This is a genomic window from Halolactibacillus sp. JCM 19043 (genome assembly GCF_001310395.1).
Taxonomy (GTDB): domain Bacteria; phylum Bacillota; class Bacilli; order Bacillales; family Amphibacillaceae; genus Halolactibacillus; species Halolactibacillus miurensis.
The window spans coordinates 18,939-38,415 of record NZ_BAXD01000011.1; the positions used below are offsets into that span (position 1 = coordinate 18,939).

A 19,477-nucleotide genomic window follows, 5' to 3' on the forward strand; every position below is an offset into this window, starting at 1 on the left:
ACTCCTATGCCTTCCTTAAATCATCTACTATGATTTTGTTAGAACCATAGTCTCTGTGTCAGATAACCTGTTAGCAACCCACTCATTCTTCTAGCATAAAATATAGATCAGGGTTAACCTAACCTATTTTATCTAATTAGGAATATAGCCTCGTTATTTTACCGCTGACACATTTTATTCTTTTTCCGATTGAACTTGTTCAAATGTTGTCCATAAGCGATGGCAATCTTCTCTTTCTCCAACAGCTTCCATATCGAATAACTCTTTATTCCCCTCTAAATAATCCCTTAAATGTTGATCGGAAAAACCGTATGTTGCGGCATCTTCTTTCGTACTGCTGTAATATACTTTTTTAATATTTGCCCACATCATGACCCCTATACACATCGGACAAGGTTCACACGTTGCGTATATTTCACAGTCAGATAAATCCATCGTCCCTAACTTTTTACAGGCTTCCCTCACTGCCACCATTTCTGCATGTGCTGATGGATCTGTGTCACGCATCATAGTGTTTCCAACTGAGGCAATAACCTCACCATGACGAACAATCGTTGCACCAACGGTCCACCATCTCCTCGTTTCATTCCCTCAATCGTGGCTTCTGTTGCTAGTTGAAAGTATTTATCTCTATCTTTACACATCATTCTCACTCCTGATCTTTTATTATTAACTCACGCTTGAACATTCGTCCTATTTTCTATGGATAAGTTTAAACTAACACTGTATATATTCACTACTAACGGTTATCACGAAAAAATAAAGGATTCGCCGGTTGCAATAGGTTCGCTTGAGACATGACATCAATAGCCGCTTGATACTGTCCTAAACGACGTAAACTATTGGCTTTATGAAACATATAATCAACCCGGTCAGGATTATTATCCAACAGGCTATCCATTAGTTTTATAGCTTCTTGATGTCTATCAATTTCTCGCAGAACATTTGATTGATGATAGATAAAGAATTCTGGTGTTTCACTTTCTTTTGCGCCTTGGTCATAGTATGAGAGCGCCTGTTCAATATGCTGTTGTTTCTTCGCGACGTTCGCTAAATAATACGCAAATTGCGGATCTTCTTGGAAGCCTTTTTTGTAATAAAATTGAGCTGTATCGTATTGATGCAAGCGTTCGTAAACCACACCTAAATAATAGAATTGTTCTAGTGATTTTTCCATAGCAAGCAATCGTTTTAATGCGCGATAATAGTCATTCTCACGAATCCATCTCTTCACCTCGGTAAAAGACGTCTCGACAACACCCTCAGTCAAGATCGAATAAATGTTAGCCATCTGTTGATTTTTCGCATAATCAACCGCTGTATTTCCATCAAAATCTTGAATGGTTATATCGGCTCCTTTTACTACTAACTCCTCAACAATTTCTTGATAGAGAAACCCATCATTCCCTAAGACAACGGCTTCTAAAAGAGCTGTCCAACCTAATTGATTCACATGATTGACAGGCACACCGGCATCTAGTGCTAATTGTACGACAGGTAAAAATCCTTTCTCACTCGATGGTAAAAGAGCCGTACCACCGAACCGATTTACTTCCGTTAAATCTGGCTGATACAGTAATAGCAACTGAAACAACACCGCATGTCCCATTGCTGCCGCGGCAATAAACGGCGAAAGCATCGTGTGATCTTTTTGATTAGGATGACTTCCCATATTTAGTAACCAGGCCGCCACTTCTAGTTGGTTTCTCTTTACCGCAAGGTGAAGCATTGTCTGTCCTTCCCCATTCACAATCGCTGTATCAAGTGGAGATAATGCTTCGAGCATCGTTAATATCGTTTGTTCATCTTCTGTTTGTAAAATTTTAAATACAGCTTGATTATTCATCGTATTCATCACACCCCTATATTTATGTGTTTTTAATATTTTGTTGATTTGACCCCTCGTAACGTATGGTAAATATGTTGTTCATCAAAAGGATAATATGATTAACTAAGGAATGGTTACTTAAACAACGATAACATATTTTTCAATCATCTTCCTTATATCATAAGACATTACGTTTAAAGGTTTCTTTGAAGAGTTTATCGTGAGGGTTTTGGATTTGGATCGTTTTCACCTTCTTTTTGATCATTAACGACATGAGATTGTGAGTGCCTTGCCACCCAATCAAACATTCAGCTTAGCCTTTAGTTTTCTCTCATAAGTTGTGCTTATCATATAACGACCGATTAACTTTTTCAATGCCATCACCGTTGTTGTCTTTTTATGTTTTTCATATTCAGCGCACCCTTTACATTCTTTTCTTTAAAAAATCATAGGATACATCATTTTTTGTCGCTAACCACTTAGATATTTTTAATACAAAAACAGTCTTGATCCTCTCGCTAAAGAGTCATCAAGACTGTTTGACAATAAAGACAGTCATTATGCTTCATTTAAATCAGCATTAATTAAATCCAAAATATCATTTTTAATCTCTAAATATTGTTCGTCTACTTTCACACGATGATTGTCTGTTTCTAATGCTTGATAGGTATAATTTAAATCGTACGACTTAATAATTGTTCCTGGCTGTTTTGACATCACAATCACACGGGTACCAAGCGACAATGCTTCTTCAACGTCATGTGTGATCATCACGACCGTGTTTTTATTTTTATGCCACAGGTCACGAATAAGTGTCTGCATATTCAGACGCGTAAGCGCATCAAGTGCCCCAAGTGGCTCATCCATTAAAATCATTTCCGGTTCATTCGCAAGCACACGCGCTAAGGCCACCCGTTGACGCATGCCACCAGACAAATCAAAGACCGCTTTATCTTTATCTTTCAATAACCCAATTTGGTCAAGGAATTGATCCGTTATTTGATCAATCTGTGCTTTCTTTATCCCTCTGACCTTTGGACCAAAGCCGACATTGTCTTTCACTGATAACCAAGGGTATAAGGTAGGTGATTGAAAAACGACCCCGCGGTGCCAGTCTGGACCGGTAATTGTTTTCCCTTGAAACGTCGCTTCACCTGTTGTTGGTTTTTGATAGCCCGCAATAATTTTTAAGAGGGTACTTTTCCCGCAACCAGACGGACCGAGAATACAAAGAAATTCATTTTTTTCTATAGCTAAGTCAATGTCTTTTAAGGCAAGGACAGATTCTGTTCCATCACCATAATCCATACTGACATGATTAAGTGCTATTAAAGGTGTTTCTTTTGCCATAATAAAAACTCCTTAGTTGTAGATGGTAATATTATCGTGCCAAGTAAGCTTCGATATATTCAGGATTAATAAAGTCATCAAACGCTTCTTGTGAAGGCGATTCAGAAATAGAACCTTGTTCAAGTAGGAAATCTGACGTTTGTTTCATTACGCGTGAGAAGTCACCCGCTTCTTCAGATGTTCCTAAATATTCACTGCTAATTTCTTCTTCTGGTGTTAACCAAACAGACCCTTCCATTTGCATCAAAGCTTCTTCTGGTGTGATTTCTAAGGGATTTGCGACAATTTCAGACGCCGTTTTACTATCCTCACGGTAAAGGTTCCCACCTTCAACGAGCGCAGCGATAAAGTCCGTCGTTAAGTCTTTGTATTGTTCGGTAAAACCTTTACGCGCCAGTAAAATATTCGCTGTTTTGTGTCCCATTTCAGCTGCCTGTTCAGAAGAAATCAACATCTCGCCACCGTCTAATAATTTACCAAGTGATGGTTGCCACGTATACGCCGCATCAATATCCCCGCGTTCCCAAGCCGCTACAATATCAACCGTCTTCATATCAATCAGTTCAACATCATCCGCAATACCTGCATCATTTAATACTTGAAGTAAACTGTAATGTGATGTTGAAGCAAAGGTGGTCGCAATCTTCATGCCTTGTAAGTCCGCGACTTGTTCAATCCCACTTCCCTCACGTACAGCTAACCCTTCAATTTCACCAAGAATCTCATGCAGCCAAATCAGTTCAACGTCTAGCCCGCGAGAAAGGGCGATGATCCCGTTTGTGTTACCCATTGAGGCAAAATCAACACTACCTGAAGCGAATGCTTGATTGGCTTCAACACCTGAATCAAAGACAACAAAGTTTGTTTCAATACCTAAATCGGCAAAGTACTGATCAAAATACCCTTCTGTCTTTGCGACCATCTCGTCATTTGGCACGCGTAAATAACCAATGTTGACGACTTCCGGTTGATCCGCTCCAGATTCATTACCTTCTGAAGCCTCATCACCACATGCGGTAAATACGAGAAGCCCGACTAACATCACGAATAATCCTTGCATCTTTTTTTTCATCATTAATCTTTTCCTTTCCAAAATACTAATTTGTTTTCAAGTAACAGTAAACCACCGTCCATGATAATACCAGTCACACCCATGATGATAATCCCAACAAACATCACGTCAGACCGTAAGTATCTCGACGCGTCAATCACCATCCAGCCTATTCCGCTTGTGGCCGCTGTCATTTCAGCGGCGACGAGTGTCGTATAAGCAAACCCCATCGCTGTTCTTAGACCGGTAAAAATATCAGGCATACAGGCTGGAAGGACAACTTTGGTGAACACATCTTTTTGGTTTGCGCCCAGTGACTTTGAACTTAAAATGTAATCTTGACTAACGCTATTAACCGCTGCCACACAAGCGATGTAAATAGGCGCAAAAGCGGCTAGATAAAGCAAGGTTACTTTCGATCCATCATCAATGCCCATCCATAAAATCAAAAGCGCATAGTACGCCAGGGGAGGAATCGGACGATAAAATTGTACAATGGAATCAACAATCGCTTTAAACTTACTAAAATAACCACTAAGAAGTCCTAAAGGTACCGCGGTTATAAAGGCTAAACTTACTGCCCAGAAGAGTCTCACAAAGCTATCACTGAGATGTTGCCACAGACTCACATTCCCGTACCCGTTCTTTACAATATTCATAAATGTCTCCCACACCACTTGGGGGATGGTAAAAGGAGTGAAGACATCTCACCGACGTTTGTGAATATAAACCATAGTACAATGACAATAAGCCACGTCAATAATGTCAGTGTGATTTCAAATGGATTTTTTGACTGTTTGACATTCATAATAATCCTCCAATGTTTCGTTCTCTTATTTATTTATACCATTTACTAGCTTACCAGAAGATTTATCCTTATTACAAGGGGGGGTATGTATTTTGTGGGTCATACTTTTATTTTAATTATGTTCACTAGAGGAATGTAAATAGCGGGAAGCATGCTTCCCGCTACGAACATTTAACCTGTCAGCTTTATGACTTAGTTGAAATTGTAATCAGTGACAATAGGTTCACGATTTAATACAACATCATTAAAGTACTCATATTCAGACACACCTAGGAATGAACCATCTAAGTTATACACATGATCAAAACCTAATTGACCAAGCGCACGCACCATATTGTAGCTACGTTGACTTGAACGACAGTGAACGTAAACAGGTTGGTCTTTTGGAATCTCATCGAGACGATCGCGGAACTGGCTTAATGGAATATTAACGGCGCCTTTGATATGACTTAACACATATTCATCTTCTTCACGCGCATCAATAATGACAGCCCCTGATTCAACGAGTTCACGTACTTTTGTGACAGGCACTTTTTTCACTTCACCATTTAAGATGTTTAATGCTGCGAGTGCCGCATGATTCACCACGTCTTTTGCGGTTGAGAAGTGTGGTGAGTACGTTAATTCTAATTCTTTTAAGTGTTCTAAGTTACCATTTAGCATAATCGCTGTCGCAATCACATCGATCCGTTTATCGACATTACCGCGACCAACAGCTTGCGCACCAAGAATCTTACCTGACGGTACTTGGAAGATGAGTTTAAAGAATAAGTTTTCTGAATCTGGCATCAAACCTACTTTATCTTTTGGAATCACATAGCTGTAATCATAATCAATGCCACGTGCTTGACATTGTTTTTCATTTAGTCCTGTATTGGCGGCATTCATACCAAACATTTTCACACTAGATGAACCAATCACACCCGTATTCACATACGTACGACCATAGACATGGTCAGCTGCCGCACGTGCTTGACGCTGAGCTGGACCGGCGAGGGTTAATTGTGTTTTTTGACCCGTAAAGAAGCAGGTTGTTTCAATCGCGTCACCAACTGCGTAAATATTCGGGTCACTTGTTTGGTAGTGGTGATTAACTTTAATCGCACCACTTGCTGAAAGCGCTAAGTCTGCTTGTTTTGCGAGCGCATTTTCTGGACGAACCCCAATTGCCATGACGACGGCTTGGGCATTAATTTCACGACCTGACGCAAGGATGACTTTATCTTTAGCGATTTTTTGAACACTATCACCTAACACTAAATCAACGCCATTTTTCATAATTTCACGGTTAATCATTTGAACCATATCATAGTCAAGGGGTGCCATGACTTGGTCTTGTGCTTCAACTAATGTGACGTTATAGCCAGCATACTTCAAGTTTTCAGCAACTTCTAAACCGATATATCCACCACCAACAACAGTGACATCTTTCACATCATTGTCTTTCGCATACGTTGTTAATGCTTCAACATCTGGTACAGTCTTCATCACAAACACGTGCTCATCGTTAATCCCTTCAATGCTTTGTGGACGAAGCGCCACTGCACCTGGCGCTAGGAATAAAACGTCATAGCTTTCTGTATACGTTTCGTTTGTTTGAACATTTTTCACTTCAACTGTTTTTTCTTCTTTATTAATCGCCACTACTTCGTTGTAGACACGTGCATCAATATTATATTGCTTATCAAATTCTGGTGGTGTCATTAAGACTAAATCTTGTGACTTTTCAATGTCGCCACTGATATGAAACGGAATACAGCAGTTTGAGAAGGACACATAAGGGCCTCTTTCAAACATAATAATCTCTGCTGCTTCATCCAAACGTCTGACACGTGCTGCAACTGAAGCACCACCTGCAACGCCACCAACAACTAATACTTTTTTACCCATAATAATTCCTCCTTAAAATTGACTGACTATCATGATAAGAATAAAGCTGATCATCAGTTTTCGCTAAATAGATTTGACTTTCTTACATCTTCTCTAACTTGATTGCTTATTTATTTTTCCCAATACGATGTGGCAAGATACAGACTTTACCTGCGAAGAGTTTCATACCCGCAATACCGCCGAGTGTCATCGCAAGCAAGAACACCCATCCTGAGAATGAAAAACTTGAAATCGCCGCATACATCGCACCAAGGTTACACCCTAAACCAAAGCGTGAACCGAAACCTAACATTAAACCACCTAAGGCAAAATAAAAGGCATCTTTTTTATTGAAGTTAAAATCAAATGTAAAGCGTTTAGCGAGTAGGAAAGCAATGGTACAACCGAAGAATAACCCTAAGTTACGAATCGTCCCACCATCACTTAATAGTCCTGCTTCAACTTTTGCTAAGTGCGATCCAAAATATTCTGGATTAAAATCAAAACCTAATAAATCAAAGAACCAGACATTCAATGTTAAAACCGCTGTTGATGCTCCCCAGTTCTTATCTGTCGTTACAAGAACGAAGATCGCTCCCATCGCTAACGCTAAAGCACCAAGTTTAAAGCCCCACCGTTCAATAAATAGTTTATGATATGTTTGATAACTGAAGAATGGTGCTTTTTTAGCATCATCCAGTGGTTTTTCAAAGTCTTCATAATCACCCTTAGGATCCATGTAGGTCCCTTCAGCTTTACGCATATTTTCATATTTAATGGTAATCCAGTAAAGGACACCAAGTAACGCTGCGGTCATCGCAAAAGCACCGAAGTAACCCATCACTTGCGGGAAGTGTAAACGCACACCCACTTGGCCAATCGCTGTTCCGTCAACCACTTGTCTTAAATAATGACCCGGTGCTGTTCCTAGTACGAAGAAGATAAACGCGATCATCGCACGTCCTGCCCCTTCACCAAAGTCAGCTAACGTACCAGAACCACAAGCACCCGCCAGCATCATCCCCATACCGAAGATAAATCCACCAATCACGGTCGCGATATTGGTAAAGTAAACGTTTGTTGTCCCCGGAATAAACGCTTCACCATCACCCGCTAGGTACGCTGGTAATAAGCCGTCCGCTGCCGCTTTCCACTGCAAGCCCATTGTGACAAAAGCTGTCACTAAAATAAGAATAATTAACGCTTTTGTTAAACTACCTTCACCGCGCATATAAATACGCTTGATACCACCCGCAAAACCAAAACGTGCACGTGTTAACACATACCCTAAGTACACACCCGCGATTAAATAGACAGGTAAACTTGCCTTTAAGCCGTTAAGATACACACCAAACACAACCATTAAGCCTAATAACACAAATCCAATGATTGGCTGTGCGTATGAGGTGCGTTCATGCGCTGGGTCGATGAACGTCACCTTCTCACTACTTTGTAATTGACTCATTTTTCTTCCTCCCTTTCATTAAACAACGTCATGATGTCCACCACAAACATTACGCTCATTTTTTCACAAATAATATTAAAAAATATTCCAAACTATCTCGTTCTTTTTGTTTGTGATGTCTTTAACAAGTTTAATTATAATCGTAAAATCAACGCTTTGTGAAATGAAGAATAGGAATACTACTATTACAAAAATGAATATAACGGACTTTTATGTATGTAATATTGTAAAAACATTCACAAACATTTTAATTATAAAAGTTGACAAACGTCTTTAAACACGCCCCCCCTTTCTCTTCCAGCTCTTATCTCGATAGCGAGGTTGTTTGTGCAAAAAAAATCTCTTATCCCTATTCTTTTACGCCGTATGCTATAGTAAATATACAGCTTCATATTTTTTATTATGGTGTATTAGATTTTGTTATAGTGATATAAGACAATATGACTTAATCATCAAGAACCGAGGGAGAGGATAGCATGTTAGATTATCGCTACCGCACATTCTTAGTGCTCGCAGATCAACTGAATTATACAAAAGCAGCCAAGTTACTTTCTTTATCTCAACCAGCTGTCACTAAACATATTCAATATTTAGAAGAACATCTAAACGTGAAATTATTTCTATATGAGGATCGGGTATTAAAACTGACGAAAAAGGGGAAATTCTTAAAAGATCAAGTAACAATATTAAACCGAGATATTGCGGAAATCATCGATACGTTGTCTGAACATGAAGATGTTCCTTCATTCATGATTGGTGTCAGTCGGACGATTGGCGAATACTATATTCCAGAACACACCTGTCTTTTCTGCGAAGAAAAGCGCGTGAAGATTCATTTGATGGTAGAAAATAGTGAACGCTTACTCCAACTACTTAAAGATGGGAAAATTGATTATGCGCTCTTGTCTGGGCCGGTAAAATCAGATGACCTTACCGCTGTGAGTTTTTACGAAGATGACGTCATACTCACCTGTTCCCCAAGACATCATCTAGCCAATAAAACCGTTTCTCTTAACGATTTAAAACATGAGCGTCTCCTATTGCGGGAAGAAGGGGCAGGTCTTAGTGAAGCGATTGATCAACAATTAAAACAAGAGAAGCAATCTCTTCACCAACTATTGCGCATTAACCGAATCGGTAACATTCAATTATTAAAAAATTACATTAAAAATAATGATGGCATCGGCTTTTTATATCACATTTCCATGTTAAATGAATTAAAATCAGGCGAGTTATCTACCATTCATTTAGCGGATTTTAAAGTCACACAACCTTTTTACTTAGTCTATCCGAAGCAAGCTAAGTCACCAAAAGAAGTAGCATGTATGTTGGAAATATTTTCACCCGCAAACACGACAAATTGTGAAGAGAATGAACAACTGATCAGATAAGCAACAGCTATATCGTTCATCATTAAATCAATTGACATCCCTCAACAGAAACAAAAACCAAGCATGTCCATCACGCGACATGCTTGGTTTTTTTATATCTTATTGTTTAACTACCAAAAAATTGTTCAGCTAATCGTTGACCTTGATTAATTTTGGCCCATTGTTCTTCTTCTGTTAGTTCATTTCCACCATCACATGAAGCAAAGCCACATTGATGCGATAAGAATAACCGGTCTCGGTCAATAATGGTCGATGCTTTTTCAAGTAAGTCTAGCGCACGCGTTTCGTCATCTAATGTATTTGTTTTTGATGAGAGTAACCCTAAGACAATGTCCGTATTTGGTTTATCTTGAAATACTTTTAATGCTTCAATTGAACCTGCTCGGTCATCATCCCACTCTAAGAAGAACCGATCATATTTTAATTGTTTCAAGAAAAGGTTCGCAATCTTTTCATATGACCCACCGCCCATGTTGCGAGAATCATAATTCCCACGGCAGTTATGTGTCCACATGTTAAGACCTAAGTTATGGCCATAGTCAATGATGATATTATTGATGTCGATGAAATCTAACGCCAGTGCTTTTACTTCCTCTTGATTAATATGTTCACCTGTATACGGTGAGTTTGGGTTGTCATCGGCGAAGATTTCCCAGAGACAGTCATCAAACTGTAAAATCTCACCACCCGCTTCCACGTAGTCATAGACAAAGGTTTTATAAGCCCGGATTAAGCCTTGTTTTAGTGCTTGCGGGTCACTGTAGACCGCATCTTTTCCGCCAATGTTATCAGACCATGATAATTCACCGTAAATATGTGAAGGTGATGGGACACATAATTTTACTGGGTGGTTTCCGGCATATTGTTTTAACTTCTTAAAGATATCGATAAAATGATGGTTTTTCGCATCGAGCTCATCAGTAATTCTTAAACCAATGTCTTTTCTCGTTTCATATTTTGAACAGCCATCGGTATCACAGAAGAAATAACCATGATCTGCAATGTAACGTTCAATGCCTTGGAGACCCCAGACAAAATCTAAGTGCCACAAAGATTTCGAATATTCCCCGTCACTGATCACCGTCAGCCCGTGATCGATTTGTTTTTGAACGACCGATTTAATCGCCTCATCCTCACACGCTTGATAGCCCTCAAAGTCATCATAAAAAGGATACGTAATATCCTCTCTTTGTTCAATTTTTTTCTTATAGTCTAATAGTGCTTGTGGTCTCAGTAAACTGCCGACAATTTGAAATTTATCACTCATGTTTTGTCCCCCTCGTTAATTCTTTAAATGTTTTTAATAGTATGATAACTATTTAAACATATGCTCAAGGGAGCTGACTAACACATTAAACATATGCCTAGTTATAGCTTTTAGCTATAACTATACGTTTATATCTACATCATAGGCTTTAATGACAGCGATAAGTTCCGCCACGTACAGTTTTGCTTGTTGGGTGAGCTGGAGATCTTTATGGGTGATATAGCCCAGCGTCATATCGTCATCCACATCAAGGGGTACGGCGACAATGTTATCTCCATTTAAATCCGCACTCACAATCCCCGTTGAGATGGTGTAGCCATTTAAACCAATCATTAAGTTAAAAATCGTCGCCCTGTCACCAACTTTAATATCTTTTTTCGCATACTCGGTACTTAAAATTTCTTCAGAGAAATAAAACGAATTAAAATCCCCTTGTTCATATGATAGCCTTGGATAATCTTCTAAATCGGCTAGTGTCACCTTGTCTTTTTGACTAAGTGGGTTCGTAGAACTCACAAACACATGGGGTTTAGCGGTAAAGAGCGGATGAAAAAGTAAATGATTTTCTTTTAATAGCTTGTCGATGACTTGTTTGTTGAATTTACTTTTATAAAGAATCCCTAACTCACTACGTAGGTTCTTAACATCTTCTACGATTTCAAACGTCCGCGCTTCTCTTAGCGTATATTCATACTCTAGCGCGTCAGTTTTTTTACCATATTCACAAACGCATTAACCGCAAACGCATAGTGCTGAGTTGAAATCGCACAAAGACGGCGTGACGGGGTTTTATTTAACCAACGCTGTTCGAGTAATGCTTGTTGTTCAACCACTTGTCTCGCATAACCTAAAAACTCCGCCCCATCAGTCGTAAGAGAAATCCCGCGCGGGGTGCGGATAAATAGATCTTGCCCAATTTCTGCTTCTAGTTCTTTTAACGCATTCGATAAACTTGGTTGTGCGATAAATAAGCTTTCTGCTGCTTTATTAATCGAGCCATGTTTAACTGTTTCAATAAAGTACTTGAGTTGTTGTAGTGTCATTGATTTTCACCTCTTCTAAAAATAGGGATTACGACTGGGTCTATCATCCACGGATTTTCGTACGTTATAACGTACGCTTATAAATCTGTGATGTTTCTCCCGGTGGATGATAGCCTTCAGGCATCGCGTAAAAACGATGTTTTTTATAAAAACCTTGATGATCGATTGCTAATTGAACTTCCCCCACCTAACATTCTAACGAATATTTGAGGAAGGAGATGCCGTAAGGACGCCATAGATGAACATCCTTTCTTTGTTTTATGACGGTCATTGTTGATATCTTAATCAAACTACGAAGAACGCATGTTTGTCACTTCAAAAAAAACAAGCGATTTATCACCCGTTTAGTGCTCACGCACTTGAGGAAGGTGTCTACTCGCTCTAAATGATAAAGGTTGATCAAATTCACCAAGTAAAGCTTCATTTTAAATTAACTTAAAATCCTTTTTTTGAAAAAAGATTGATTAAAACGAGCTTATTATTTATGACGTACTGTGCATTCTTTATAATATAGTTTGATCATTTGTTACTGTTGACCTACAACAAACGCACCCAAGTCTTGAATAGTCACTTTCTACTATTAGCTGGTATAACTTAACTAGAAACCCCAATATATTTTCCTTTTTTTATTGCGAGTAAGTGAAATTCTGCATTAGCTTCACTGTACTCAGTATAAACATCAGTTAATGTTTCCCATTCATACGAAGAATCTTTAATAATTTTTTTCAGAGTCTTTTCACGTGTATCTCCCTTGAAAATACAATTCACGAAAACTCCGCCTTCTTTAAGTTCCGTCAGTATCTTATTTACAAAAGCCGTCTCTTTATCCAAATCATTTTTATAAAAGTGTAACATTGAATCTAATAATACAATATCAATGTCCTTAGATATCGGAAAATCATATACGTTATCTACTATACCTTCAACATTTATATTTCTTTTTTTAGCTTCCACATTAAGCTGGTTTATCCCAACTGTTGAATGATCAATTCCAATCACCTTATATCCTAACTCCCCAATAAACAAAGAATCTCTTCCTTGCCCACAGCCTAAGTCAAGTACCATTCCTTTGGGTTGATAACTCGTGAAAAAATCAATGAGACCCGGATATGGATTTCCAAAATAATTATGCTCTTGATAATAACCGTCGTACGCTACCTTTTTCAATATAATTAACCTCCACTATAATAAAGTCTTTCTATGTTAACCTAGCCAATTGTCGGATGACCATCACCCATCTTGTCAATGCAATTATATCAAACTTTTTTAAAAGATATACCAATATATTAAAGCGACTCTTCCAATAATCGTCTCTTTTTCAATTAAGATATACTACTCAGGTAACGCGTCCTGTTTGTTGATACTATGGTGAATCACGTCTTCTTCTATTGTTGGTACTTCACTCACTGATGTAACTTGCATGTTCACAACTCCCTTAAGAAATACAGAGCATCATTTCACTCGCCTGAGTGCTCTAACGTGACCACGATAAGTTCTGGTGGATTATTCACACGAATCGGAAACAAACTATTCCCTAGCCCGCGACTAACCACCATTGTCGTTTCATCTTTTGCATACTTACCACTCGTATACTGAGGCAACCATCCTTGGTGCGGGGCAATTAATCCACCGATAAAAGGAAGCCTCACTTGACCGCCGTGCGCATGACCTGAAAAGACCAGGTCAACACCTGCTTGTTCATATAACGAAAAATGTTCCGGTCGGTGTGACAAGAGAATCGTATAGTTGCTCTCTTCAGGCAAAGCACGGCCCAGTTGATTAATCATAGTCGCTTCTTCTGATAAGGCTTGTTGGAATAATGGGTCATCGACACCTGTTAACGTGACTGTTTCATTATTTTTTGTCAGCTCAATCGATGTATTCCTTAACACATGTATCCCTATGTCCTCAATCCTTGATTCAAACGTTGCATACACATCAAGCCTTGCCTCATGGTTGCCGGTGACATAATAGACAGGCGCGATGCTTTTTGCCGCTTCAAAAAAGCGATAAGCGACGTCGACATCGGTGCGTCTTGAATCAATCACGTCACCCGTTACGACAATAAGATCAGGTTCAGCATTTTCTAATGCTTCGATTAACTTATGATTATCTTTACCAAACACAGCATTATGTAAATCTGATACTTGTGCTATCTTAAACCCATCAAAACTCTCAGGTATGTGATCACTCTGTATTGTTAATGCTGTTGTTTCAATGATGGTATTTCCTCTATAGAGCCATGCACTTACGATGAGGATGCTTATAAACAAAACCATCCATTTGTACCTTTTCACCTTAACACCTCATTTAACCGATATTTACTATACTTTTCACCTATCTAAACCATGATCGGTTGATTAATATCTTATCATATCCAACAGATATTGACAGAATATTCTTCATTTAGCGCATCCGTTTATCCACTAATTCACTATTTTGTTGGCGAAATGCTCGCGGCGTAAGTCCTGTCACTTTCTTAAATACCCGCCCGAAATGACTGGAATCATAATAGCCTAAGCGTTCACTGATGACCAATATACTTAAATCTGTGTCCTGAAGTAACACTTTCGCCCGGTTGATTTTCACATCCGTCACATAAGACATAACGGTTTGGCCGGTCTCTTGTTTAAATAGCTGACTTATATAAGGTTTTGTCAGCCTAAGAGATTCTACCATGTCATTAAGCGTGAAAGGTGCTTCAATATGCAGATGAATGTAGGTTAATATATGATTGAGCGTACGATGATACGTCACTTCTGACTGGACTTTTTCACCGTTGATATAAGTGTAAAACAGTTCTTTTTCTAGTCGCTGACAACTGACAAGTGTTTGACACAGGCCGATGCGGTGATAAAAATCGTTGTAACGGTCATGGATGATATCTTTAACAACTTGGTGAGATTGACTGGACAGCCGCCTGACTAAGATGGCTTGCCAAATGTATAAATCGATTCGTTTCACGCTCACTGCTTTATCTTCCGCCACTTCAGTCAGGTGCTTTTTCGTTAAAATTTCTTCTATCGCCACGAGGTCTCCTCGGTCTAATAACAAATCCATCTCCGGGACAAACACTGTCGCATCCCCAATGAACGTCTCTTCCATCTCCATCACCTCCATTAAAAACAATGATAATATTATACGACTTATCTTAATATTATACTATTTAATGACGTTAAAACCACTTATACTAAACACAACAAAACATTCCCTTAGGAGGTAATCATATGGCACATAGTCAACTGTTACATCTGGATCATTTTTATCTACCCGAACTTGATCGCCGGCGAACAGTTCGGATCTATTTACCACCTGATTATAACGAGACGAACCGCCACTATCCGGTTATTTATATGCATGACGGACAAAACTTGTTTGAGAAAGAGACGTCAAGTTTCGGAAGCATATGGGATGTGAGACACTTACTTGATGATGTCTATCATCACGACGAACGTCAAGCTTACATTGTTGTTGGTATTGATAACGGTGGGCTTTATCGATACGAGGAGTATTGTCCATGGACAAGCACAAAAGGAGGGGAGTATTTACCACATGCGAAAAAGACCAATCGCTTAGGTGGTAAAGGCTTTGAATACCTGCAATTCCTCGCAGAAACATTAAAACCTTATATCGATACCCATTACCGGACACTAACAGCTAGAGAACACACAGCGATGATGGGGAGTTCTATGGGTGGGTTGATTTCTATTTGCGGTGGGCTTTTTCATAGCAATGTCTTTCATAAAGTCGCTGCCCTATCGACCGCTGCTTATTTCGCAGAAGAGCAACTGATTCAAGCCATTTATACATCAAACCGTTCTGATACATTAAAGCTATATTTAGATGTTGGCACAAATGAAACAAGTGATGCGACTAATCTTAACTTTCCGCACATCTATTTAGATAGTAACCAACATGTTTTTGATGCGTTACGTCAGACAGCTTTACCGCATGATCAATTAAGATTTAACGTGATTGAAGGTGGCGCGCATCATGAAGATGATTGGCGGGAGCGATTTATCAACATAATTCAGTGGTTATTTCATGAATAGGAGGTAAAGATACATGACTCATCAATCTATATTTAATCACCCAAAAGACTACCTGCTTCAGGCCTTTAAACAACATGATGTCGTTTTATTAGCGGAAGATCATGCGGTTAAGACCCATCTTGATTTCGTTAAAGATATGATTCCTGATTTACATGCGGCAGGTGTGACTTATCTGGCGATGGAATTTGGGGCAAGTGAAGATCAAGACATACTAAATCAATTACTAACGGGAAAGACGTTTGATAGAAACTTAGCCCGACAGCTAATGTTTCGCTATAACGTCAGATGGGCTTATCAAGAGTATCTTGATTTATATGAAGCAGTCTGGCGTTTTAATCAAAGCAGACATAAGAATACACCCCCTTGCTCAGTCACAATCAACATCTGAAAGCGAATTACAAGAGACAAAATGGCTTGGTGAGTATTTGTATGAAGTCTATGGTCACCGGGTCACCAACTTGCTTTTCCATCAACCACTTGAACCTTTGATGGAGATGGTGACACAAAAACAAATACTACCTTCACTAACGGCGTTTGTTGAACAACATCTATCTAACCAGCAGGGTTTGATTTGAAAAAGTACGTCACTCATCATGACCTAGACCGTCAAAATACCTTTGATTTCTTCGCTCAATTCTTTGATGGGTATCTTTATCTCGCACCTCTTCATGGCTGCACCGGGGCAACAGTAGATAAGTATTTCTTAGATGAGCAATCCTTTTCTGACGTTTTATCTCAATGGCCGGATAAAGACTGGACACCGGCGCCGAAAAACGAAAAAGACTACTGGCAGATTGTCAGTGATTATGTTGATCTAAAGCAGCGATACAGAAACTATATCGAGCCTGGGATAGAGATGAAAAGCAAACAATCCGAATGAATTTCCACATTAATTAAATAGACCTACCGCTGAAGTCTAATATACTTAATATCTGACTTTAACAGTAGGTCTATTTTTTCTGTCGTTAGAGCGTATAGCGTTCATTTTTTATACTTTAATCATGACTATTTTATTCTTGATTTTCAGTCATGCCTTTAACACAGTGTCATATTAAATGGTTTGTCCGTTCTTAATGTTAGACAAATAATATAGATTCCCCGTTATATTTTCTATTTTTAATAGTGATAACTGATGGATAAAAAATCGGCTCGTCAATACCGTTTCACCATCATCACAAAATATTTCCATACTAGAATGATCAACGAAAATTCTGATTGTATGATTCTTTTGTATTTTTCGCTTCGCGTACCTTACCGTTCCAAATTTCTCAGCATATACTTCAGACATGTGGGTTCGGTCTAAACAATACGCCATTCCGTCTGAAGAAAAAGTTATATGATCCCCTTTGTCATTCTCAAAACTTAATTGAAACACATCTTCAACGTCACATACCAACTCAAATGCCTTTGATGTTAAGTAATTCGTTTGATGTAACGCTTGTTTTTCTGTTCTTAAAGCTTTTAATTCAGCTAAAGGTCGCTGTCTGAGCGTATCATTTTTGATCATGATTCTCGAGGAATCGTTAACATATGTGCCCAGCCATTCTTATCTGTTGGGTACTTACTCTTAGAATTCCCTAACCACCCAAGCATAATTCGTCTTCCTTGATGATCTAAATACGTTTGTGGTGCATAGAAATCGAAGCCTTTATCCATTTCAATAAATCCACCATGGGTAAACGTTTGTTGATTGACATCTACTTGTCACCTATGGCGTAGACGACGGAAAAAACATTTTTATAGTCATATTTATTTTGAGATGAAATACCTTGAGGAGATAGGATCAGCACACCTTGGTCTTTTTCTTCGTAATAACTCGGGCATTCCCACATATATCCGAAGTCCTCTGCCTGAGCATCAATTTTGCCTTGATATTTAAAATCATCCTCAACAGTGTCACTCACATATAAAGCAAGTGCTCCATCACCTTCAATGGTTTTTCCTCCGACAAACATCATGAGTTTGTCGTCTCGCTTAATGACAGAAGGATCACGAAAATCATGAGTAAAATCAGCCGGTGTATTTGCTATTACACCTTTTTTAATCATACTATTATTATTTCCCATTACAGCTAGACATTGTGACTGAATAAAGGTATGATCTTCTAACATTTTATTCCCTGTATAAAACAAATATAAATCTTCATCTACAGAAACGGCACTGCCAGAATAACAACCGTGTGAGTCAAAATCTTCATCTGGATAGAGCGCAATGCCGTGATCGGTATAGTCAACAAAGTCTTTTGTTGACAGATGATACCAATACTTAAGGCCATGCACAGGACCTAAAGGAAACCATTGATAAAAAATATGATGTTCCCCGTTATGATAAGCTAATCCGTTAGGATCATTTAACAAACCATGCTTAGGCGCGACATGATACCTTGGATAATACTCATCCGATAGAGTTTTCTTTTTTATCTCTCTCATATAGCTATCTGGTACATCCTCTATCTTTATAAAACGGTTACGTCTATTATCAAAGTCAAACATTGATAACTCCCCCTATATACGAAAATGAGATAGGAAGGGAGAAAATACCTTCCTATCTTAAATAATGTTCATCTTACTTTGTTGTTACTTTCTCTTTATAAAAGATTTTAGTGAATAAGAAGCTGTAAGTAATGCCACTATAATCACCAGAATATACAATAACAAGCCATCACCAATGTATAATAACAACCCTGGTAACATAGTTGATCCTGTTCCAGCCGCCGCTAGACCTAAGATAGACGCTAATCCACCACCAACAGCCCCACCAACACATCCAAATAAAAATGGTGAACCTTTCGGTAAGTTAATCGCAAACATCGCTGGTTCAGTAATACCAAAGAAGGCTGGAATAACAGAACCAATCATTGTGACGCGTTTTTGACGGTTTTTCTGTGCTAAAACAACAGCTAATGCTGCACCAGCTTGGCCAGCGATTGCTGCCGTACCAATAGGGTTAATGATATCGTAACCTGTTTCCGCAACCATCTTTACGGTTACTGGTACAATCGTATGATGCATACCTGTGACAGCTAAGAACTGTATTAAACCGCCGTAAATAACCCCACCTAATCCAAGCGGTAACTCAAAGAAGTACATGATACCTTCAGTAAGTAAGTTTTCGATGATTAAAATTGTCGGCCCAACTAAAATCAGCCCTAAGATTAAAGATGTAAATAAAGTTAAAAATGGCGTTAAAATGAGATCAATGACTTCTGGAACCCATTGTCTGAATTTCTTTTCAAGTTTAGCGGCAAGCCACCCCATAAACACAGCCGGTAATATAGAACTTTGCATACCTGTTACTGTAAAATCAAAACCGAATATCGTTAAGATAATGGTTCAACATCCCCAAAAGCAACC

The 19,477-nt window shown here is 38.8% G+C and carries 22 protein-coding genes and 1 pseudogene; 5 read left to right on the forward strand and 18 right to left on the reverse strand.

Annotation, left to right across the window (positions count from 1 at the left end; genetic code table 11):
* Positions 1 to 174: 174 nt before the first annotated feature.
* From JCM19043_RS07345 to JCM19043_RS07375, 8 genes are all read right to left on the reverse strand, one after another.
* Positions 175 to 510 (reverse strand): nucleoside deaminase, encoded by a 336-nt coding sequence (locus tag JCM19043_RS07345; protein WP_369813815.1) that lies wholly within the window; start codon positions 508 to 510, stop codon positions 175 to 177.
* Positions 507 to 644, reverse strand: a complete 138-nt coding sequence (locus JCM19043_RS17470; protein WP_231631444.1) for a hypothetical protein — start codon at positions 642 to 644, stop codon at positions 507 to 509. The genes JCM19043_RS07345 and JCM19043_RS17470 overlap by 4 nt, the downstream gene beginning before the upstream one ends.
* Before the next feature lie 95 nt (positions 645 to 739).
* Entirely contained in the window at positions 740 to 1,846 is a 1,107-nt protein-coding gene (locus JCM19043_RS07350; protein ID WP_197274771.1) for an ankyrin repeat domain-containing protein, read from the reverse strand.
* Between the two features lie 540 nt (positions 1,847 to 2,386).
* Positions 2,387 to 3,178 (reverse strand): ABC transporter ATP-binding protein, encoded by a 792-nt coding sequence (locus tag JCM19043_RS07355; RefSeq protein ID WP_062321319.1) that lies wholly within the window; start codon positions 3,176 to 3,178, stop codon positions 2,387 to 2,389.
* 31 nt (positions 3,179 to 3,209) lie between these two features.
* Positions 3,210 to 4,250 carry an ABC transporter substrate-binding protein gene (locus JCM19043_RS07360; RefSeq protein ID WP_062321382.1) on the reverse strand — a complete coding sequence of 347 codons (1,041 nt, stop codon included), beginning with the start codon at positions 4,248 to 4,250 and terminating at the stop codon, positions 3,210 to 3,212.
* A gap of 2 nt (positions 4,251 to 4,252) precedes the next feature.
* A complete protein-coding gene (locus JCM19043_RS07365; RefSeq protein WP_231631445.1) occupies positions 4,253 to 4,888 on the reverse strand; it encodes an ABC transporter permease in 636 nt (211 codons plus the stop codon).
* A gap of 341 nt (positions 4,889 to 5,229) precedes the next feature.
* Positions 5,230 to 6,927: an FAD-dependent oxidoreductase gene (locus tag JCM19043_RS07370; RefSeq protein ID WP_062321321.1), complete on the reverse strand. Its 1,698-nt coding sequence runs from the start codon at positions 6,925 to 6,927 to the stop codon at positions 5,230 to 5,232.
* Between the two features lie 106 nt (positions 6,928 to 7,033).
* Positions 7,034 to 8,371 (reverse strand): YeeE/YedE family protein, encoded by a 1,338-nt coding sequence (locus tag JCM19043_RS07375; protein WP_062321324.1) that lies wholly within the window; start codon positions 8,369 to 8,371, stop codon positions 7,034 to 7,036.
* Positions 8,372 to 8,847: 476 nt separating this feature from the next.
* Between JCM19043_RS07375 and JCM19043_RS07380 the strand changes: the two genes are divergently transcribed.
* Complete coding sequence (locus tag JCM19043_RS07380; protein WP_062321326.1) at positions 8,848 to 9,762, forward strand: LysR family transcriptional regulator; 915 nt, start codon at positions 8,848 to 8,850, stop codon at positions 9,760 to 9,762.
* 106 nt (positions 9,763 to 9,868) lie between these two features.
* On the opposite strand, the gene JCM19043_RS07385 is transcribed toward JCM19043_RS07380, so the two are convergent.
* The 6 genes and pseudogenes from JCM19043_RS07385 to JCM19043_RS07405 form a co-directional block, all read right to left on the reverse strand.
* Positions 9,869 to 11,029: a cobalamin-independent methionine synthase II family protein gene (locus tag JCM19043_RS07385; protein WP_062321327.1), complete on the reverse strand. Its 1,161-nt coding sequence runs from the start codon at positions 11,027 to 11,029 to the stop codon at positions 9,869 to 9,871.
* Between the two features lie 120 nt (positions 11,030 to 11,149).
* A pseudogene (locus JCM19043_RS07390) lies at positions 11,150 to 12,072 on the reverse strand (LysR family transcriptional regulator).
* 64 nt (positions 12,073 to 12,136) lie between these two features.
* Entirely contained in the window at positions 12,137 to 12,259 is a 123-nt protein-coding gene (locus JCM19043_RS18150; RefSeq protein ID WP_255349947.1) for a hypothetical protein, read from the reverse strand.
* 407 nt (positions 12,260 to 12,666) lie between these two features.
* Complete coding sequence (locus JCM19043_RS07395; protein ID WP_062321329.1) at positions 12,667 to 13,239, reverse strand: class I SAM-dependent methyltransferase; 573 nt, start codon at positions 13,237 to 13,239, stop codon at positions 12,667 to 12,669.
* 290 nt (positions 13,240 to 13,529) lie between these two features.
* The gene (locus JCM19043_RS07400; protein WP_231631446.1) at positions 13,530 to 14,369 is read right to left on the reverse strand and encodes a metallophosphoesterase; all 840 of its coding nucleotides are present in this window, start codon (positions 14,367 to 14,369) and stop codon (positions 13,530 to 13,532) included.
* Between the two features lie 109 nt (positions 14,370 to 14,478).
* A complete protein-coding gene (locus JCM19043_RS07405; protein ID WP_062321334.1) occupies positions 14,479 to 15,177 on the reverse strand; it encodes a helix-turn-helix transcriptional regulator in 699 nt (232 codons plus the stop codon).
* A 122-nt stretch (positions 15,178 to 15,299) separates the two neighbouring features.
* On the opposite strand from JCM19043_RS07405, the gene JCM19043_RS07410 reads away from it, so the two are divergent.
* Genes JCM19043_RS07410 through JCM19043_RS07420 form a run of 4 tightly spaced genes read left to right on the forward strand, consistent with a single transcriptional unit; the run spans position 15,300 to position 17,004 of the window.
* Positions 15,300 to 16,124 (forward strand): alpha/beta hydrolase, encoded by an 825-nt coding sequence (locus JCM19043_RS07410; RefSeq protein ID WP_062321335.1) that lies wholly within the window; start codon positions 15,300 to 15,302, stop codon positions 16,122 to 16,124.
* A 13-nt stretch (positions 16,125 to 16,137) separates the two neighbouring features.
* The gene (locus JCM19043_RS07415; protein WP_062321338.1) at positions 16,138 to 16,512 is read left to right on the forward strand and encodes a ChaN family lipoprotein; all 375 of its coding nucleotides are present in this window, start codon (positions 16,138 to 16,140) and stop codon (positions 16,510 to 16,512) included.
* Between the two features lie 37 nt (positions 16,513 to 16,549).
* Complete coding sequence (locus JCM19043_RS16810; protein WP_197274772.1) at positions 16,550 to 16,699, forward strand: hypothetical protein; 150 nt, start codon at positions 16,550 to 16,552, stop codon at positions 16,697 to 16,699.
* Positions 16,696 to 17,004 carry a hypothetical protein gene (locus tag JCM19043_RS07420; protein ID WP_062321340.1) on the forward strand — a complete coding sequence of 103 codons (309 nt, stop codon included), beginning with the start codon at positions 16,696 to 16,698 and terminating at the stop codon, positions 17,002 to 17,004. The genes JCM19043_RS16810 and JCM19043_RS07420 overlap by 4 nt, the downstream gene beginning before the upstream one ends.
* 171 nt (positions 17,005 to 17,175) lie before the next feature.
* Here JCM19043_RS07420 and JCM19043_RS16815 read toward each other — a convergent pair whose 3' ends face one another.
* From JCM19043_RS16815 to JCM19043_RS16830, 4 genes are all read right to left on the reverse strand, one after another.
* Complete coding sequence (locus JCM19043_RS16815; RefSeq protein WP_197274773.1) at positions 17,176 to 17,631, reverse strand: GH32 C-terminal domain-containing protein; 456 nt, start codon at positions 17,629 to 17,631, stop codon at positions 17,176 to 17,178.
* Positions 17,628 to 17,780 carry a hypothetical protein gene (locus JCM19043_RS18155; RefSeq protein ID WP_197274783.1) on the reverse strand — a complete coding sequence of 51 codons (153 nt, stop codon included), beginning with the start codon at positions 17,778 to 17,780 and terminating at the stop codon, positions 17,628 to 17,630. Before JCM19043_RS18155 ends, JCM19043_RS16815 begins: the two co-directional genes overlap by 4 nt.
* 41 nt (positions 17,781 to 17,821) lie before the next feature.
* Entirely contained in the window at positions 17,822 to 18,616 is a 795-nt protein-coding gene (locus JCM19043_RS16825) for a glycoside hydrolase family 32 protein (protein ID WP_197274774.1), read from the reverse strand.
* An 84-nt stretch (positions 18,617 to 18,700) separates the two neighbouring features.
* Positions 18,701 to 19,411, reverse strand: a complete 711-nt coding sequence (locus tag JCM19043_RS16830; protein WP_197274775.1) for a PTS transporter subunit EIIC — start codon at positions 19,409 to 19,411, stop codon at positions 18,701 to 18,703.
* Positions 19,412 to 19,477: the final 66 nt, after the last annotated feature.

Bases quoted from the DNA above. Each gene is read 5' to 3' on its own strand.
- JCM19043_RS07405 (WP_062321334.1), bottom strand. From the start codon at position 15,177: ATGGAAGAGACGTTCATTGGGGATGCGACAGTGTTTGTCCCGGAGATG.
- JCM19043_RS07380 (WP_062321326.1), top strand. From the start codon at position 8,848: ATGTTAGATTATCGCTACCGCACATTCTTAGTGCTCGCAGATCAACTG.
- JCM19043_RS17470 (WP_231631444.1), bottom strand. From the start codon at position 644: ATGTGTAAAGATAGAGATAAATACTTTCAACTAGCAACAGAAGCCACG.
- JCM19043_RS16815 (WP_197274773.1), bottom strand. From the start codon at position 17,631: ATGATCAAAAATGATACGCTCAGACAGCGACCTTTAGCTGAATTAAAA.
- JCM19043_RS07410 (WP_062321335.1), top strand. From the start codon at position 15,300: ATGGCACATAGTCAACTGTTACATCTGGATCATTTTTATCTACCCGAA.
- JCM19043_RS16830 (WP_197274775.1), bottom strand. From the start codon at position 19,411: ATGCAAAGTTCTATATTACCGGCTGTGTTTATGGGGTGGCTTGCCGCT.
- JCM19043_RS07345 (WP_369813815.1), bottom strand. From the start codon at position 510: ATGATGCGTGACACAGATCCATCAGCACATGCAGAAATGGTGGCAGTG.
- JCM19043_RS07355 (WP_062321319.1), bottom strand. From the start codon at position 3,178: ATGGCAAAAGAAACACCTTTAATAGCACTTAATCATGTCAGTATGGAT.
- JCM19043_RS07375 (WP_062321324.1), bottom strand. From the start codon at position 8,371: ATGAGTCAATTACAAAGTAGTGAGAAGGTGACGTTCATCGACCCAGCG.
- JCM19043_RS07365 (WP_231631445.1), bottom strand. From the start codon at position 4,888: ATGAATATTGTAAAGAACGGGTACGGGAATGTGAGTCTGTGGCAACAT.
- JCM19043_RS07350 (WP_197274771.1), bottom strand. From the start codon at position 1,846: ATGAATAATCAAGCTGTATTTAAAATTTTACAAACAGAAGATGAACAA.
- JCM19043_RS07415 (WP_062321338.1), top strand. From the start codon at position 16,138: ATGACTCATCAATCTATATTTAATCACCCAAAAGACTACCTGCTTCAG.
- JCM19043_RS18155 (WP_197274783.1), bottom strand. From the start codon at position 17,780: ATGGATAAAGGCTTCGATTTCTATGCACCACAAACGTATTTAGATCAT.
- JCM19043_RS16825 (WP_197274774.1), bottom strand. From the start codon at position 18,616: ATGTTTGACTTTGATAATAGACGTAACCGTTTTATAAAGATAGAGGAT.
- JCM19043_RS07385 (WP_062321327.1), bottom strand. From the start codon at position 11,029: ATGAGTGATAAATTTCAAATTGTCGGCAGTTTACTGAGACCACAAGCA.
- JCM19043_RS07360 (WP_062321382.1), bottom strand. From the start codon at position 4,250: ATGAAAAAAAAGATGCAAGGATTATTCGTGATGTTAGTCGGGCTTCTC.
- JCM19043_RS07370 (WP_062321321.1), bottom strand. From the start codon at position 6,927: ATGGGTAAAAAAGTATTAGTTGTTGGTGGCGTTGCAGGTGGTGCTTCA.